The organism is Paenibacillus nanchangensis (genome assembly GCF_046543445.1).
Taxonomy (GTDB): domain Bacteria; phylum Bacillota; class Bacilli; order Paenibacillales; family Paenibacillaceae; genus Paenibacillus_AQ; species Paenibacillus_AQ nanchangensis.
Window position 1 is genome coordinate 179953 of sequence record NZ_JBHOFD010000003.1, and the last position, 17009, is coordinate 196961.

Here is a 17009-nt window from a genome sequence, read left to right on the forward strand (position 1 = left end):
TCTTGGATAAAACACGGAATAATCAGCAAATAAGTGAATCTGCGTCCGTCTCTTGGCCAAAACACGGAATAATTAGCAAATAAACAGAGGGAGGTCCCCTGAGTCCGTAAACTTGTTCCCATACTTTCTCTTGCGATTACAAAAGGCGGGAATCTGGGATGATCCTGAAGCACGTTACCATTGAACCCGATTTTGAGCAGATGATGATGGATACCACCATAGTCCGAGTCCATCGGCATGGGGCCGGCCCTGGACCAACAGAATCGAGAAGTGTTGGCCGATCGGGCTTACGATACCGGTGCAATGATTGCCTTGTTAAAAGAACAAACCGTAACTCCGTCATTTAGAGCAAGCGAAACCGGCGAAAAAAACGAGCTTACGACAAGGATGCTTGTAAGGAACGGCGTTTAATCGAATGCTTTTTAATAATATGAAAAATTATCGGCTCAGGCGACCCGCTATGACAAGACAGCGAGCATGTTCAAAGCATTTCGGGCGTTGATTTCGATGAGGTTATGGGTGAAGTAAGTTTGCGTACAGGCTCTAGTGCATCTGAATTTTTATATGCTTCGTTAACAGAAACGCATGCAAAACCTTTAATAAATCTTCACCTGCGATGTTTTCCAAGTACTTCCGAAGCTGAGCAGGAATATATCGGCTTTATGAAAAGAGTAGTGGAGTATCACTGGTGAAATCATCCTTCACTGATGACAGAGTGTTTTCTAAAAAAATATGAAAGAGGTGTTTATTTATGTTGAAAAAGCTAAAATTTTTAAGCTTAATTATTTGTATGGTGGCCAGTATGTTCACTGTGGTTCCTTTGACGGCAAGCGCGGCGGGTACAATTGTAAGCTATCCATTACCGTCGATCTATACCACGACCAGTCAATACACGGTAACAGCAGACTCTACAAATATACCGGTAATTGACACTTCGGAAGTATTTGTAAACTATAATTATTGTAATTTCTCTTTTTCAGGTACTACTACAATCACAATAACAGCAAGCGAGCCAATCAATACCTATAATATTTCTCCCAAAGCTTTGGGAATCTCTGCAACAAAGAACGGAAATACACTTACATTTACACTTTCATCACCGACCTATCTTATAGTTAAAATCAATAACCTGAAAGATCTGGTGATTGCGGCAGATGCTCTTGAAACCAATGTTCCTGCTTCATCCGGTACAGGTATATACAATGTTAAAACTCAATACGGTGCCGACAGTACCGGTGCCGCTATGGCTACAACTGCAATACAAAACGCTATCAATGCGGCTAACACAGCAGGTGGCGGCATCGTATACGTTCCAGCCGGAGTTTATAAGAGCGGAAACCTTGTTCTAAAAAGTAATGTTTCGGTTTATCTAGAGGGTGGTTCTGTGATAAGGGGTTCAGGAAATCCAAGCGATTACACTACCCATTTTCATAAGAATTCTCTGAATAAGGATGGAACATGGTTTATCTATACCGAAACAAATGCAAACAATATCAAGATATACGGCAGGGGAACTATTGACGGCAATGGCCATTATATGAGAAATACAAACAATTATTTGAATAATATTCTTGTACCCTTGCAGTGCAGCAACTTCACGGTTGACGGCATAACCATAAGAGACAGCGGTGGCTGGGCTACAATCGTTACAAGATCTAATAACGTAACATTCCAGAATACCAAGCACTTCAACAACAATGAACGTGATTATGAAAATGATGCAATAGACATTCAAGAGAGCCAGAATGTACTAATAAAGCACACTGTAGCGGTATCGGAGGATGACACCTACTCATTTAAGACATGGGATGTAGCAACTACGGACATCGCTGCAAACTGGCCTGGAAGTCCCGAAAACCAGTCAAATGTAGTTGTGGATGATGCTTTGGCTTGGAGCAGATGTGGAGCATTCAAGGTTGGAGATGGAGTAAAACAGCTTCAGGATGGCATCGTTGTTAAAAACTCTTATGTATACCGGTGCTGGCGCGCTTTAGCGGTAGGTCATCTTTATGGAACTCCAGCAGCACAAAACATCATATTTGATAATATCGATGTAGAAGGCTTCTGGCCAAGATCCGGTGTTCACTCCAGATGGTTTGATCTTTCTGCAAAAAGCGGTCCGATAAAAAATGTGGTCTATAATAATATCAATTTGCGCGCTTTAGGTGAAATTTCAATAATGAAGGGTTGGAGTGACACATCTACTGTCTCCGGAGTTACATTAAACAATGTTCGCGTCGGTGGAGTTGCGGCAACTACACTCACAGAATTGAAAATAACAGATACTAACAGCTATGCTGCAGCTCCAAAATTCAACACATTGAAATTTGAAGCGGAAGGCTACAACCTTAGTTCAGGTGTTATATCTTATGAGGCAAGCACTGATGGCGGGCTGGATGTGGGTGGAGGGAGTAATGGCGACTATATAGCATTTGAAAATGTAGACTTTGGTAGTACAGCTAAAACAAGTATTGATTTGAAGGTTGCATCCGCTAATTCCGGCGGAAGGATAGAATTTCACTTGGACAGTCCTACAGGCCCTATGCTGGGTTATTGGACGGCAGAAAGCACAGGCGGATGGCAGACATGGTCAGTCAAGAATATCCCGCTTAATGCCGGGACAGCTGTAGGAACCCATACTGTATATGTTACTTTTGTTAAGTCAGATTCAACCACAGTTGCAAATTTAACTTGGTTCCAGTTCAAATAGAATGGAAACCGATTGATTTGACTGCAATAAGATGGATAAAGGGGGATATCAAATGATATGCCTCTTTTTTTAGCTAAAGTAAAGTGATCCATCTCACAGTGCATATGCACAATGCATTTCGTCCGTTTATCAATAGGAATTTCACCCTGTGCTCCTCTATAATGAAAGCGTAATCAATCGATTCATGGAGGGGAAGACAGATGGAAGGATTAACAATCAGCTGGATCGGCGCGCTGGCAGGACTGGCGATCGCGATTATTCTGATACTTCGTAAACTGAATCCGGTCTACGCGCTGTTTGCAGGCGCAATTGTAGGCGCTTTAATTGGTGGAGCGAATTTAGAGCAAACGGTTGCTGTACTTGTTAGCGGAACACAGAGTGTAATGGGAACGGTGCTGCGGGTATTGGCCGCAGGCGTGTTGGCCGGGGTAATGATGGAATCGGGCGCGGCCGAGACGATTGCCCAAACGATCGTTAAAAAATTCGGCGGGGGCAAAGCGATCCTCGCCCTTGCGCTGGCGACGATGATCATTACGGCGGTTGGTGTATTTATTCCCGTAGCTGTACTGATTGTAGCGCCGATCGCGTTGTCGGTTGGCAACAAAATGGGCATCTCCAAAATTGCGCTGCTGCTGGCGCTGTCCGGCGGCGGTAAAGCGGGGAACATTATTTCTCCCAATCCGAACACAATTGCGGCAGCCCGCGGATTCGGGCTTGACTTAAGCAACGTCATGCTGGCCGGGCTGGTTCCGGCAGTATGCGGACTGATTGTAACGGTGATTGTGGCTTCCATGCTGAAGAACAAAGGCGTAAAAGTCACGGATGAAGAAGCGGTGGAAGAACAGGCGGACACGTCCAAATATCCTTCGCTCGGTCGGGCAATTGTGGCACCGGTTGTTGCGGTTGTCCTGCTGATGATCAACCCGATCGGCTCCATCTCCGGCATTGAAGCGCTTGCGAATTTCAAGGTCGATGCCATGTATATTCTGCCGATTGCCGGTATTATCGGGATGCTGGCTATGGGTCAAGCGAACAAAATTTTGCAGTATACTTCCTCGGGTCTGAACAAGATGACGGCGACCGTGTTAATCCTGATCGGCGCAGGCGGTATCGCGGGTCTGATCTCCGCATCCGACTTGTCAACCCAGGTGGTCAACTTGATTGAAGCGTCCGGCATTTCCGGAACATTCCTGGCGCCGATTGCCGGTATTTTGATGGCGGCCGCGACGGCTTCCACTTCGACAGGCGTTATTCTCGCCACCGGCTCGTTTGGACAAGCCATTTTGGATATGGGAACCGCTCCGCTTGCCGCGGCGGTTATGGTTCACACCGGTGCAACGGTCATCGACTCCCTGCCGCAGGGCAACTACTTCCACGTCACTGCGGGCGCGGCAAAAATGAGCATCAAGCAGCGGATGAGCGTCGTTCCTTACGAAGCCATTGTAGGCGGTACCATGGCAATTGTGGCTACGCTGATGTACGGATTTTTACTCTAATTACTAGACTCCTAATGAGGTGACATGATGAGACAGATGACCTTTGTTCTGGCGCCGGATTCATTCAAAGAGAGCATGACGGCCAAGGAAGTATGTATCGCAATGGAAAAAGGACTCCGCAAAGTGTTCGATCAAGCGAATTTTGTGCATGTTCCGATGGCGGACGGGGGCGAAGGCACCGTGCAGTCGCTCGTTGACGCTTCGGGCGGCCAACTGTATACGGCGGAAGTGACAGGACCGCTGGGCGCGCCGGTTACGGCAAGCTACGGTATTTTGGGAGATGGCGTTACAGCGGCGGTCGAGATGGCTTCAGCCAGCGGTATTCATTATGTGAACAAAGAAACCCGGAATCCTTTGATTACTACGACTTACGGTACGGGCGAGCTGATCCGGGGATGTCTCGATAAGGGGATCAAAAAAATCATTATCGGCATCGGCGGCAGCGCAACCAACGACGGGGGTACAGGTATGGCCGAAGCCTTGGGCGTCCGCTTTCTGGATGAAGCCGGGGAGCCGCTTCCCCGCGGCGGCGGCAGCCTGAACCGGCTGGCGGTGATCGATACCTCTGCGCTGGATCCCCGGCTGCAGGAAGTGCAGCTGATTGTGGCGAGTGACGTAACGAATCCGCTGTGCGGGGAACGCGGCGCCTCCCGCGTGTTTGGCCCGCAGAAGGGAGCCACGCCGGAAATGGTCGAGCACCTGGACGCCAGCCTGCGTCATTATGCCGGCATTGCCAGACAGCAGCTGGGCAAGGATGTAGCCGATACGCCGGGAGCGGGAGCTGCCGGGGGCCTCGGCGCCGGACTGCTGCTGTTCACCCGGTCGGAGATGCGTAAAGGAATTGAAATCGTCATTGAGTACACCCGGCTGAAGGAAAAGCTGGCGGCTGCGGATTATGTTCTGACTGGTGAAGGCGGCATCGACTTCCAGACCCAATACGGCAAAACGCCATTTGGCGTAGCCCAGGCTGCCAAGGAAGCGGGCAAAAAAGTCATCGCGGTTGCCGGATACATCGGCGAAGGCGTGGAAGTGCTGTACGGCGAGGGCATCGACGCGGTGTTCGGTATCGTTCCGGGCGCGTCGGAGCTGGAACGGGTGCTTGCGGAAGGCCCGCGCAATGTGGAGCGGACCTGCGAGAACATCGCCCGGCTGCTGAAGCTGAGCGAATAGAAGAGCCGACAAGTGAAGCCGGCCCCCTGCCGTTATGGCGGGGGGCCGGCTGTCGTTTAACCTACAAACCCGCCGCACGGACCCAACCCGCTGCACCAGCCGAAGCCGCTCCCCCGGTCACGTTGGTGTCTGAGACTGGTGCAGATACAACAGCCCATGCGTCAGCTCGAACAGCTGCAGCAGGTTGCGCGGATCTCTTCCGGTGATGGCTTCAATCCGTTTCAGACGGTACTGAAGCGTGTTGCGGTGAATGTTCAGTTCGGCGGAGGTGAAGGTCACGCTGCAGTTGTTGTTAATGAACACCCGGAGCGTATCGGTCAAATCCGGCGTGTCCTCCAGCTTGGCGACGGTGTGAAAGCCGGGATTCAACTCGGCATGGCTCAGTCTGTCCAAAAAAACGGCATCTTCATAAAACAGCGTCCGGTTATGCGGTTTCAGCGCCAGCAGCAGATTCATCGCCGATTTGGCCTGCCGGTAGCTGTCGGCTATGCTGGGTTCCCACCGTCCTACAGCAATCAGCAGCTGCGGCTGGGCCGAAGTCAGCTGATGGATCAGCGGCTCCAGACCAGCCTGATTTTGCATCAAAAGCAGATGCGCTTCCTCCTTCACAGCATAAAAAGGATAGGTTAGCAGCAGCTTGTCAACCCGTTCCTCCGGCTTATAATTGCGGATGTAGAGAACAGCGGTTTTGACCTGCAAATCGATGTTGTAGGCGGCGGCTTCTTTGCGCATTTTTTGGGGATAAGCGCCGTGATACGACAACAGGGATTCGAGAAAAGCCTGCGTCCGGTTCGCCTCAAGCGCAAGGCGTTCCATGGCGATTCTTTGCTCGATCAGCAGCGAGACAGTGGTACGCACGAGATTGCAAAAAGGCCGCACCTGCTCCGGGTCGCCAGTTATGCCGATGACGCCGACCCGTTCACCGTCGATGACGATGGGTTCGTTGGTGCCTTTTTTTTCAAAACGCCCGTCTTCCGATACTTCGACCATGCTGCCGGTAGCCAGCGCTTTCACCGCGCCTTGGTGGACGGTGCCTACCCGTTCCCGGGTTCCGCTGCCGACGATAATTCCTTCACCATTCATAATATTGATGTTGTATGGAATGTCCTGCATCATTTTATCGACGATATCCTGTGCCTGGGCTTCCGATAGCTGAAACAAGGTGTTGTTCCCTCCTGCTTCTCCTTCTGTAAGATCCTGCGTTGATGCGGATGCTCTCCATTTTAGGATGAGCTATAGGAAGCACGATACCGCAGTTTGCGGACGAAAGCAAACGCGTTTTACAATAGAAGGAGATTTTTGTGCTTGGTTCGTTGCCGGGGTGGCAGCTGAATAACGGTAAGGGGAGGAACAAGACAACATGTGGAGTGGACTGCAGGATATTAAAAAATGGATGCAGCTGGAGGAAACTGCCTGCCGCGAGCTGCTGCTGCAGCTGGAAGGTTACGCCGGTCATGCTTTTAGTTATAAAAAAATGGAGAAATGCAGTCTGAACGGTGTAGGGTTTTATACAGGAATTTATGAACTGGACGGCGAGGAATTTGTGCTCATTCCAGGAAACCCGGAGGCGGAGATTGGCTGGAGAGGCCCGCAGGCCGATGATATAAAAGTGCTGGACGCGATCCGGAGGGAGCTGGAGGTAGCCGCTCCAGGACAAAATCTCGATCCCGCCGAATACATGCGGGAGCTGTCGTCACCGCCGAGACGGGCGGGGATTGGGCCCGCTTTGGTTGAACGGAATGTACGCCGTTTGGGCAGCTGGCCGGAGGAAACGGCGAATTACGAAGACGTCAAAACCAGGCTGAACCAGGCAGGGTTTGCGCTGTCAACTGAGGATGAATGGGAATACTGGTGCGGTCAGGGGACACCAAGAATTTTTGCCCCGTCGTTCCCGGAAGAACTGCTGGAGGACTTGTGCGCGGACCGAAGATACTTTTGGAGCTGCCCGGAGCTTGAGCTGTCCAATGGATTTGGACTGCGGATTGCTTACGATCCTTATATCTATGAACTGGTCGATACGCCCTGCATCGCCAAAGGCGGAGACGGCGGCGGAGCTTCCCATGGGGGATATTACATCCTTGGCGTACTTCCGCTGTCGCCCCATTATCGCGACGAGAGCATCCACGATATGATGGCGGACGGCGATTTTGACTGCGATGTTTATGCAAGAAGGATTGTGCGCATCCTTTGACCCGGCAGGCTGGTGAAACCACACAGTTTTACTAGCGTATAACCACTATTCAAATTTTTCGAATACGGCACATTCGGAGGTGAACTTGACTGGAGCATTTTTATGATTTGGTTCAGTTAGCATTTTCGATCGCTTTCATCTCTTCCTTAGTGTTACTTCCATTAACCTATATATCATTAAAAGAAGTACACCGGGGTCATGAAATTGCTGCAGCCAATTCAACTTGGTTTGTGGCCGTCAGACCGTCGCAACAGAGCAGCATTCAGCGGTGGATAATACGTATCGCCAGACGAAGAGAAGCACCTGATGAGGGTGACAATGGTCCTTCCCCACATTGATATTCCATACTATCAATTAGGGAGGACAACGATGAAAAAGATTTTATTGTTAAAAAAATGGTCCCGGCTCATTCTCGTAATGTTGATTGGAGTTATTCCGGTAATTGGGCTAAGCGGGTGTTCGGCAGCATCCCAATTAAACTCGATAAATGCCGATTCATCAGGGATATTTAACCACTTTTTTATTTATCCTTTTTCGCTCTTGATCAAATTCTTTGCGGATGCATTTCACGGGAACTACGGATTATCGAACAAATGTAAAGAGTAAAAAACTACCTGCCGGTGAAAAAGATTTATAGATTAAACTGTATTATAAATAACGGTTAAGCTAAGAGAGAACGATAGCGACATAACGGCAGCCATCTACACGATCGGCTGCCGTTGCTCATTATAGTAACGAGCAGATTAGTTCCAATGGCAATGCTGGCTAGTATATAATTAGTTTTTAATGACTGCACTCCGAAAAAAAATAGAAATTATTTGGGTGTGTATAATCCGTTCAGTCAACGGAGTGAAAAGAGGAGAAATAGAAAATGAACAACGGGTTGGTCAACGCGATTATCGCGTATATCATGTGGGGGGTTCTCCCGCTGTATTGGAAGCTGTTTAATGATGTGCCGGCAGGTGAAATTCTGTCGCACCGGGTAGTCTGGTCATTTGTTTTCATGGGTATTCTCGTCGCTATCCAGCGCCGCTGGGGCGACATAAAGCGGATAGCAGCCAGCCGCTCACTTCTTCTGCCGCTCGCAGCGAGCGGACTGCTAATTGCGATGAATTGGCTCATCTTCATCTGGGCGGTTAACAACGGGCATGTCGTCGAGACAAGCCTTGGCTACTATTTGAATCCACTGCTGAATGTCTTATTGGGAGTCGTCTTCCTTCATGAGAAGCCAAACCGCGGCCAATGGTTCGCAATTGGGATTGCTGGCGCTGCGGTGCTCATCATCGCCATCAACTACGGTCGTTTTCCGTGGGTAGCGATCTCTTTGGCCGCGACGTTTGGCTTATACGGCCTTGCAAAAAAGAAAACCATGCAAGACGCTTCTGTTGGTTTGCTGTCGGAGACGGCGGTGGTTCTACCCATTGCGCTTGGCTACTGGGTTTACTTGGCAGCGGCGGGAGAGTCTACGGCTTGGACGCTGCCTCCGGTTATGTTCGTTGAACTGCTTCTCTCCGGTGTGGTAACGGCTCTGCCGCTGCTGTTTTTTGCGCGGGCGGCCGCCAGGATGCCGCTATCCACGCTCGGGTTCGTTCAATATATCGGGCCGACCATCATGCTGATCCTGAGTATATTTGTGTTTAAGGAAACCGTCTCGCCGGTGCTGCTCGCCGGGTTTGCGCTTATTTGGACAGCGCTTGTCGTATACGCCGTGTCATCGGTTCGCGGCACAAAACTTGCGAAGGTGACTTAACGGATAAGGTACCCCGACTCAGGCGCATCAATGATCAGCTCAGTCAAAAATGTGCCCGGCTCAGAAGCCGCCATCCGGCACAGAGGCTGCATCCACCTGCTCAGAAGCTGCGTCCCAGCTCTTTCGCCCGGGCGATGGCTTGTTCTTTAATTTCCTCAGCCCGGTTAGGCTGAGCGTTATGGCCTTCAATGAATAAGCCGTCGAATGAAGGCACACCGAAAAACCGCATCATGATGCCGAGATAGCGGTGGCCCATCTCCAGTTCGGCGGCGGGTCCTTCGGAATAATAGCCGCCGCGCGCCTGGATGTGGAGCGCTTTTTTGTCCGTCAGCAGTCCAATCGGGCCTTGTTCGGTATACTTGAAGGTTTTACCGGCGACCGCCACGGCGTCCAGATAAGCTTTCATCAGCGGCGGGAACGAGAAGTTCCACAGCGGCGTCACGAATACATATTTATCTGCCGCCACAAACTGGTCGCTTAGTTCGCCCAGCCGGGCGACCTTGGTCTGCTCCTGTGAGGAGAGCTGATTGAACTCCGTTCCGGAGCGAAGTTTGCCCCAACCGCTGAATACGTCCGCGTCGATATGCGGAATGGATTCTTTATACAGGTCGACAGGGGTAATGCGGTGGTCAGGATTCGTTTCCCGGTAGCTTTCAATGAAAGCCCGTCCTGCGGCCAAGCTGTACGATACCGATTCGTCGTGCGGGTGGGCAGTGATATAGAGAATTTCGGTCATAAAGCATCTCCTTTTCCAAAAGGTAAGATAAGAGCGTAGAGTGCGCTTCTATCTTCTAACGCATAGTTTGCCTGAACGGCCTTCATTTATTCGGTGAGGGTCCCTTGTTATGCCCTAAACCGGGAGCAGTAGATGATCAGTGTTTTTCCAGTCCGCAGACAATGGTATTTCCCGGGAAAAGTAACCGAAAAACCGCAGCAATCTTCGATTTTTTTGTGAAAGCAACCGATAGTTGACACATTTCCAGCTTAACTTGATAGTCAAAATTTACCTTCGTGCGCTATGATGGATCGTGAGGTGATGGAGATGAACTTTGCGGATAAACTGCAGAGCTACAGAAAACAAAGAGGCTTATCCCAGGAGAATTTAGCCGACCTGATCGGCGTTTCCCGGCAGGCTGTTTCCAAATGGGAATCCGGCCAATCGTATCCGGAGATGGACAAAGTGGTTGGATTAAGCGAACTGTTCCACGTCAGCATTGATCATCTGGTTAAAGACGGGCCGGAGGAAACGGTATTTGGACAGCCTGAGCCGCAAGTTCGTACGGATCACTACGGTCTATGGAATCCCTCCTATCATTATGAATACAAAAGCCGCCGGACCTTGTTTGGCCTTCCGCTCGTTCATATCCATATTGGACGGGGACTGAAAGTGGCAAAAGGAATCCTCGCAGTCGGCAATGTTTCTGTCGGCATCCTGTCGCTTGGTCTCGTATCCGCTGGCATATTGAGCCTTGGGGTCATTTCGGGCGGACTTATCGGTTTAGGTGCATTGGCATTTGGACTTCTGCTAGCAGCTGGAGGATTATCGGTCGGCACGGTCGCAATTGGAGGCATAGCGCTGGGTGTATTTGCATGCGGGGGGCTTGCGCTGGGCATGTTCTCCCTGGGAGGTGCGGCGGTTGCCTCGCATGTGGCTATCGGCGGTTATGCTAACGGGCATATTGCGATCGGCGATACGGTAAAAGGAGCTTATACCATTCTTGCTCCGGAAGATAATCTTGGCGGGGTATCATCTGAACAAGTCCGGCAGCTGCTCCGACAGGAATACCCAAATCTTTGGGGCTGGATAAGGGATCTGCTTGTTTTCCCGTTCAAGTAGCGGTATTCTAGCTCCAAGCAGCTTTGGCTAATGGCCGTTTCCGATGTAAAGGGTGCGGCCGTCTAAGCCGGCCCCGGATAATGTCCCCTGACCGTTAGTCAGGGGATTTATGGCGGGTTACAGCAGGAGAGGCGGGAGAGCAGAAATGCCGGTACAGTTCAGTATTATCGGGGGCGCGGGGTTTCGCGCACAGTATTTTTTGCGGATCGCGGAGGCGTTGCCGGAACGGTTTCGTGTAAGCGGTATGGTTGTGCGGAATGAAACCAAAGGCCGGGAGATGGAGGAGCGGTGGGGAGTTTCTTGTTATCGCACATTGGAAGCGCTTTTAGCTAAGGAGCAGCCTGATTACGTTATTGTTTCCGTGAGCGGAGCTGCGGGTGCGGAGTATCTGCTGCGGCTTGCCGAGCTTGGCATACCGGCGCTGACGGAAACCCCGCCGGCTGGAGATCTCGAAGGCCACCGTCAGCTGCATCGGGAGCTGACCGTAAAGGGAGCCCGAATTCAAGTAGCAGAACAGTATCCCTTCCACCCGATGCAGGAAGCAAGGCTTGCGCTGGCCCGCTCAGGCAGGCTTGGGCGGATAACCGAAACCACTGTCTCCATTTCGCATTTATACCATGCGGCAGCTCTGATGCGCGGCATCCTGGACGCGGGTTATAAAGAAGCGCGCATCCGGGGGATGCGCTTTGAATCGGAATGGGTCAAGGGGCCGGACCGCGGCGGGCCGCCGGAGGAAGACCGGCTGATTCCGCTGCGGCGGGAGCTCGCTTGGCTGGATTTTGGCGATTCGCTTGGAATATATGATTTTACCAAGGACCAGCACCGTTCCTGGACGCGGTTCAATCAGCTCTCCATCCGCGGCGAACGCGGGGAAATCCTGAACCAGCAGGTGCGCATCCAGACTCCGGATACCCTTCCGCTGGAGCTGGAATTGAAACGGGTGAACAGGGGCGAGCTGGAGAATCAGGAAGGGTATTTTTTAAAAGGGATCCTGCTGGGCGATCAATGGCTCTACGATAACCCGTTTGCGCCGGCGAGGCTGTATGACGATGAATTGGCCATCGCCCGGTGCCTGCAGCGGATGGCAGAATATGCGCGGGGAGGACCTTCTTTTTACAGTTTGCCGGAGGCGTCGCAGGACTGGTATCTGGGGGCGATGATCGAACAGGCGATTCAAACGGGCGAGACAGTCACTGCCGTCAAGCAGTGCTGGGCCCAAGGCTAAGGGGGACGCGCTTTTGGCTCAACAATGGCAATAAATCTGAGGACAAGAAATCAGGACGAGTGATCGTCCTTTTTTTGCATTCTGACTTTTGCGGGCAAACGACGGGGCAGGTGCGGTCTATATATCATCCATATTTTCACTTCTTGTCTGCAACCTATTTAATTCTTAATCCGTATACTTGGAATATTATTGAAACAGTGGAGGATGAAACCATGAAACGGAAGTTTAAAAGTATGGGATTATTGCTGGCATTAGCGCTCGGCCTGAGCTTGACGCCGACAGGACAGCGGGCGGAGGCTGCCGTACAGTCCTACCCGGTTCTGCTAAAAATCAACGATTATTACGTGCTGCACACCGACCCGAAACCGCCTTTCATCGATACGAACGGCCGGATGCTGATTCCGCTGCGGGTGACCGGGGAACTTATTGGCGCAAGTGTGGGCTATCTTGCCGCGAGCAAAACGGCAACGATTGATCTGAACGGAATCCGGCTGCAATTTGAAGTGGGTTCCCGGACTGTGGGGGTTAACGGGAAAGCTTACACTATGGATACCGTACCGGCAATAAAGGATAACGCCATGTACATTCCGATCCGCGTTTTCGCTGACCGGCTTGGGATCAAAAGTGTATGGGACGCTAAAAACCGCCTGTACACCTTGACCGGCTCCAATCTGATGACCGGTCAGCTCATCAAATTCGGGCTTGAAGATACGGAGTTTAGTTCGCGCACCGCTCCGCCCAAACCCGTGGTGAGCAATGATGCATTCGTTCCCGTATCCTTTACCTACGATACCGCAAAGGACAGTTATACCATCGTTGCCAAAAACAAAACCGGCAAAGCGCTTTCCGCAGGCCGCGCGGACGTTGCCGTTTATCTTTTGAACAATAACGCGGTTCAGTTCCCGGCCCAAAAGCGGGCGAGACCGGCAGTTGGAGCGACCGGAACGGTGACGGAGACGGTAAAAAACGAGCTTCAGGGTAAAGCTAAATATGTGCTGGTAAAAGGAAGACTACTGCAGCAATAAGCGGGCAGATAAGGAGCTTTGTAAGGTGGAATTCCCGTAAGCTGAAGTATGCGGAGTCGAGTAGTGTGACAAAAATGGAACGGTGTCATTTTGTGTATGGATGGTCTGTGGTATGATACCTCTAGTGCGTTTGCTCGGGTTCCTTGGAGACTCTTGAGGGCTTAAGGGAGGGGGCAGGCTGCGGGACAAAGCGGGTGTTTCCGTTCCTGCGGCTGGCTGCTCGCATCCCTGGCACCGGCGCGAACGAAGGGAAATAGAAGGGGTGGCTGACAATGCCAAATGACGCTCCATTAACAAAAGAAGCCATTCTTGATGCGGCGGAGGAAACGCTCCGCCGTTACGGCCCGGATAAAACGTCAGTGGTCGATGTCGCCAAAGCGCTTGGCGTCAGCCACGGGACGTTGTACCGGCATTTTGCCAGCAAAGCTGCGCTGCGGGAAGCGGTCACTGAACGTTGGCTCCATCGGAGCATTGTTGGCCCGCTGAAGGCGCTGCAGCCAGAAAAGGCAGGGGCCAAAGCTAAGCTCCGCCTGTGGCTGAACACGCTGACGCAGCTGAAACGGGACTGCGCGGCGGAAGATCCCGAGATGTTTGCCATGTATACGGCGGTATCGCTGGAAGCAGGTGAGCTGATCGCTGCGCATGTGCGGGAATTGACGAACCAGATTGCCGGTATTCTCCGGGAAGGGCGGGAGAACGGCGAATTTAAGTTTAAAGAAGCCGAACGCACCGCACAAGCACTTTTTATCGCCACCTCACGGTTTCATCATCCGGTGCATGCCCGAGAATGGCTGGATCCGCAGATAGAGCAGCAGGTAGAAGCGGTCTGGGAACTGCTGCTGAGCGGGCTGTCGGCAAGATAAGCCGCCTGCAGGACCAGCAGAAGAGGTATGCAGGGATCGTCAGTGACAGCAAGCGGATTAAACGGGCTATAAGGGACGCTCGATAAATTCTATACACGCATAGGACCGGTAATTCCGAAAGGAATGCCGGTTTTTGTTTTAACAGGTATAGGAATTAGAAAGGACATACTCTATACAAACCGGGAGATACAGAAGGGATTACACTACTAAGTGACAAAAATATAAAAATGTCATTTGATATTTGTTGCAATCCAGGTTATACTGACAGCATTCGATGAGGAGGGATAACAAATGGGGACGGAAATGAAGGGAAAGGTAGCACTTGTTACCGGCGCTTCACGGGGGATTGGACGCGAAATTGCGCTCAGACTGGCGGAAGCAGGAATGAAGGTCATCGTGAATTATGCCTCCAGTCCGGTTAAAGCCGAGGAGACGGTACACGTTATTCAAGAACGGGGAGGGGAAGCCCAGGCGATCCAAGCGGATGTGTCCAAGCTGAGCGAAATTCAGCGGTTGTTCCGCGAAACAATCGAGACTTACGGGCGGCTCGATGTGCTGGTGAACAACGCCGGGGTCATGCTGACCAAACCTGTTGGCGAAATGACGGAAGAGGACTTTGACCGGCAGTTTAACCTGAATGTAAAGGGAACCTATTTTGCCTGTCAGGAAGCTGCCCGCTTAATGAAGGATAATGGAAGGATTATCAATTTCTCCACTTCGGTTAACGGCCAGATGTTGCCCGGATATAGCGTTTATGCAGCCACCAAAGGCGCGGTGGAACAGCTGACCCGCCAGCTCTCGGCGGAGCTTGGAAGCCGGGGCATCACCATTAATGCGGTAGCGCCCGGCCCGGTGAACACCGAGCTTTTTACAGCCGGCAAGTCGGCCGAGCAAATCGCCGGCGTCGGCAGCCGGAATGCGTTTGGACGGCTCGGCGAGCCGGAGGATATTGCCGGGACGGTGCTGTTTCTGGCGGGTGAGGATGCCCGCTGGATTACCGGCCAGACTCTGCGCGTCAATGGCGGTTTCATTTAAACAGTTACGTATGTTTAACTAAACCGGTCAGTTACGATCTGGTTCACTCTGCATGGAAGAACCCGCACGCGGTAGAGGCGCAGTGCGGGTTGTATTTTTATTGGTATTAGCTGCAGCAAAGGAAACCGGCGTTATAAGGCGCTGCCAGGCATTTGCGTTTACATAAACGTCTCGCGCCACATATTTTAGGTGTTTTACCGTCTGCTTTTTGCGTTGGCCGTTCGGGAGCCGCTTACCTGTTTGGTTTTAGCTGCTGTTGGTTTCAGATACCAATGGATGGTTACAGTGCGGCCGGATTGCTTTTTTGGCGGTCCGCTGAAAGGGTTCCGCTTGCGTGAGGCACACTTCGGCTGCAAAAGGAACCGGACGTTCACTTCGCCGCTGCCCACAGCAAGCGGATCTCCCGGCTTGAGCCGAAACGCATTTTGCGTCAGCAACTGTTTGACGCGGGAGGGGGAGAGCCGGGGGCGCTGCTGCAGCAGCTGCGCGGCGGCGCCGGAGACGAGCGGCGCGGACATGCTGGTCCCGGAGAGCACGAAGTACCGGCGTCCGACACGGCGGTCAGGCTCTTCCCGGTCCAGCAGGGAGAACGGCGCCCGCAGCGAGATGACCGATTCGCCGGGCGCGGCAAGATCGGGCTTGCGGCCGCCGCCGAAAGCGGGCCCCCGGCTCGAAAACCAGGTGACCCGGTCGTCGGACGGGTTCACCGTACGCCGGTCGTCTACCGCGCCGACGGTGATGGCGGACGGGCTGATCCCCGGCGACTCGATGGTGCCGGGGAAAGGGCCCGCATTTCCGGCAGAGACGACCACTGTTAAACCGGCGCGCACCGCCTCTTCGGCCGCTTGGCAGAGCGGGTCGTCCTTGCAGGACGTGAAGGCTGGGCCGCCCAGCGACAGCGAGAGAATTCGCAGCTTCAGGCGCTTGCGGTTTGCGATACACCACTGGATGGCCCGGATGATCGTTGAATCGAAACCGTTGCCCTCCCGGTCGAGCACTTTTACCGCGACAATTTCCGCTTCCGGCGCGGGCCCCCTGAACTTGCCTCCGCTGCTCCAGCCGTTCCCTGCCGCATCGCCGGCTACATGGGTGCCGTGTCCATTATCGTCATAGGGCCGGGTCCGCATGTTTACAAAATCTTTGAAAGCAGCAATCCGGTTCACCGGACGGACAAGGTCGGGATGCGGGTAGACCCCTGTATCGAGGATGGCGATCCGCACGCCTTTACCGGTCAACCCGCGTTTTCGCTGAACGGCTGCCGCCCCGATGGATGGGGTGGCGACGGAGAGCGACATTCTCCGCTGTCTGTCCAAATAGATTTTATGGATTTCATTCATTCCGCACATTCGTTTCAAGCAATCCGCCGAAACGCTGCCGCAGACCGAACGCACCAGCGGCAGGCGATGGGTGACCGGGAAACGGTGGACGCCAAGCCGGGCATTCATCGCGCTGATTCGGGTCGGCGTTGCCTGGCGTTTAAATTGAATAATTACCGGCACGCATTCCGGTACCGCACCTTTGCGTTCAAGCCGCTGCAGACGGTCTCGCAGCGGTCTGCTCATTTTGGAAGCATAACGCTTTAACCAGCTCTGTGTCTTCATAACTCACCCTTCACCTCTCTTACGCAGTCTATGCGCCCGCGAGCAGTGGGGTACCAGTCTATGAATCTGGGAGATCACCTTTTTTTAATAGAGTAGGCTGTCATGC

General features: G+C 52.3%; 13 protein-coding genes. 10 read left to right on the plus strand and 3 right to left on the minus strand.

The genetic code is table 11. The features are described from left to right. The first annotated feature begins 751 nt into the window (after positions 1-751). The 3 genes from ACE6ED_RS03385 (at position 752) to ACE6ED_RS03395 (ending at position 5376) form a co-directional block, all read left to right on the plus strand. The gene (locus ACE6ED_RS03385; RefSeq protein ID WP_410825548.1) at positions 752-2710 is read left to right on the plus strand and encodes a carbohydrate-binding protein; all 1959 of its coding nucleotides are present in this window, start codon (positions 752-754) and stop codon (positions 2708-2710) included. 200 nt (positions 2711-2910) lie between these two features. Further along, on the plus strand, positions 2911-4206 hold the full coding sequence (locus ACE6ED_RS03390) for a GntP family permease (protein WP_410825549.1): 1296 nt from the start codon (positions 2911-2913) through the stop codon (positions 4204-4206). Positions 4207-4233: 27 nt separating this feature from the next. Further along, complete coding sequence (locus ACE6ED_RS03395; RefSeq protein ID WP_410825619.1) at positions 4234-5376, plus strand: glycerate kinase family protein; 1143 nt, start codon at positions 4234-4236, stop codon at positions 5374-5376. 117 nt (positions 5377-5493) lie between these two features. Here the strand turns inward: ACE6ED_RS03395 and ACE6ED_RS03400 are convergent, their stop codons facing one another. Further along, on the minus strand, positions 5494-6537 hold the full coding sequence (locus tag ACE6ED_RS03400) for a CdaR family transcriptional regulator (RefSeq protein WP_410825550.1): 1044 nt from the start codon (positions 6535-6537) through the stop codon (positions 5494-5496). A 199-nt stretch (positions 6538-6736) separates the two neighbouring features. Between ACE6ED_RS03400 and ACE6ED_RS03405 the strand changes: the two genes are divergently transcribed. Together ACE6ED_RS03405 and rarD are read left to right on the plus strand one after the other, a co-directional pair. Continuing rightward, the gene (locus tag ACE6ED_RS03405; protein ID WP_410825551.1) at positions 6737-7567 is read left to right on the plus strand and encodes a hypothetical protein; all 831 of its coding nucleotides are present in this window, start codon (positions 6737-6739) and stop codon (positions 7565-7567) included. A gap of 871 nt (positions 7568-8438) precedes the next feature. Beyond that, positions 8439-9317 (plus strand): EamA family transporter RarD, encoded by an 879-nt coding sequence (gene rarD / locus ACE6ED_RS03410; RefSeq protein WP_410825552.1) that lies wholly within the window; start codon positions 8439-8441, stop codon positions 9315-9317. A 100-nt stretch (positions 9318-9417) separates the two neighbouring features. On the opposite strand, the gene ACE6ED_RS03415 is transcribed toward rarD, so the two are convergent. Further along, complete coding sequence (locus tag ACE6ED_RS03415; protein WP_410825553.1) at positions 9418-10053, minus strand: FMN-dependent NADH-azoreductase; 636 nt, start codon at positions 10051-10053, stop codon at positions 9418-9420. 306 nt (positions 10054-10359) lie between these two features. Between ACE6ED_RS03415 and ACE6ED_RS03420 the strand changes: the two genes are divergently transcribed. The 5 genes from ACE6ED_RS03420 (at position 10360) to ACE6ED_RS03440 (ending at position 15302) form a co-directional block, all read left to right on the plus strand. Then, the gene (locus ACE6ED_RS03420; protein ID WP_410825554.1) at positions 10360-11154 is read left to right on the plus strand and encodes a helix-turn-helix domain-containing protein; all 795 of its coding nucleotides are present in this window, start codon (positions 10360-10362) and stop codon (positions 11152-11154) included. A gap of 145 nt (positions 11155-11299) precedes the next feature. Further along, on the plus strand, positions 11300-12379 hold the full coding sequence (locus tag ACE6ED_RS03425; protein WP_410825555.1) for a Gfo/Idh/MocA family protein: 1080 nt from the start codon (positions 11300-11302) through the stop codon (positions 12377-12379). A gap of 212 nt (positions 12380-12591) precedes the next feature. After that, positions 12592-13404, plus strand: a complete 813-nt coding sequence (locus ACE6ED_RS03430; protein WP_410825556.1) for a copper amine oxidase N-terminal domain-containing protein — start codon at positions 12592-12594, stop codon at positions 13402-13404. 272 nt (positions 13405-13676) lie between these two features. Beyond that, on the plus strand, positions 13677-14267 hold the full coding sequence (locus ACE6ED_RS03435) for a TetR family transcriptional regulator (protein ID WP_410825557.1): 591 nt from the start codon (positions 13677-13679) through the stop codon (positions 14265-14267). A 291-nt stretch (positions 14268-14558) separates the two neighbouring features. Further along, complete coding sequence (locus tag ACE6ED_RS03440) at positions 14559-15302, plus strand: SDR family oxidoreductase (protein WP_410825558.1); 744 nt, start codon at positions 14559-14561, stop codon at positions 15300-15302. A 194-nt stretch (positions 15303-15496) separates the two neighbouring features. On the opposite strand, the gene ACE6ED_RS03445 is transcribed toward ACE6ED_RS03440, so the two are convergent. Further along, positions 15497-16903, minus strand: a complete 1407-nt coding sequence (locus ACE6ED_RS03445; protein ID WP_410825559.1) for a S8 family peptidase — start codon at positions 16901-16903, stop codon at positions 15497-15499. Positions 16904-17009 lie beyond the last annotated feature (106 nt).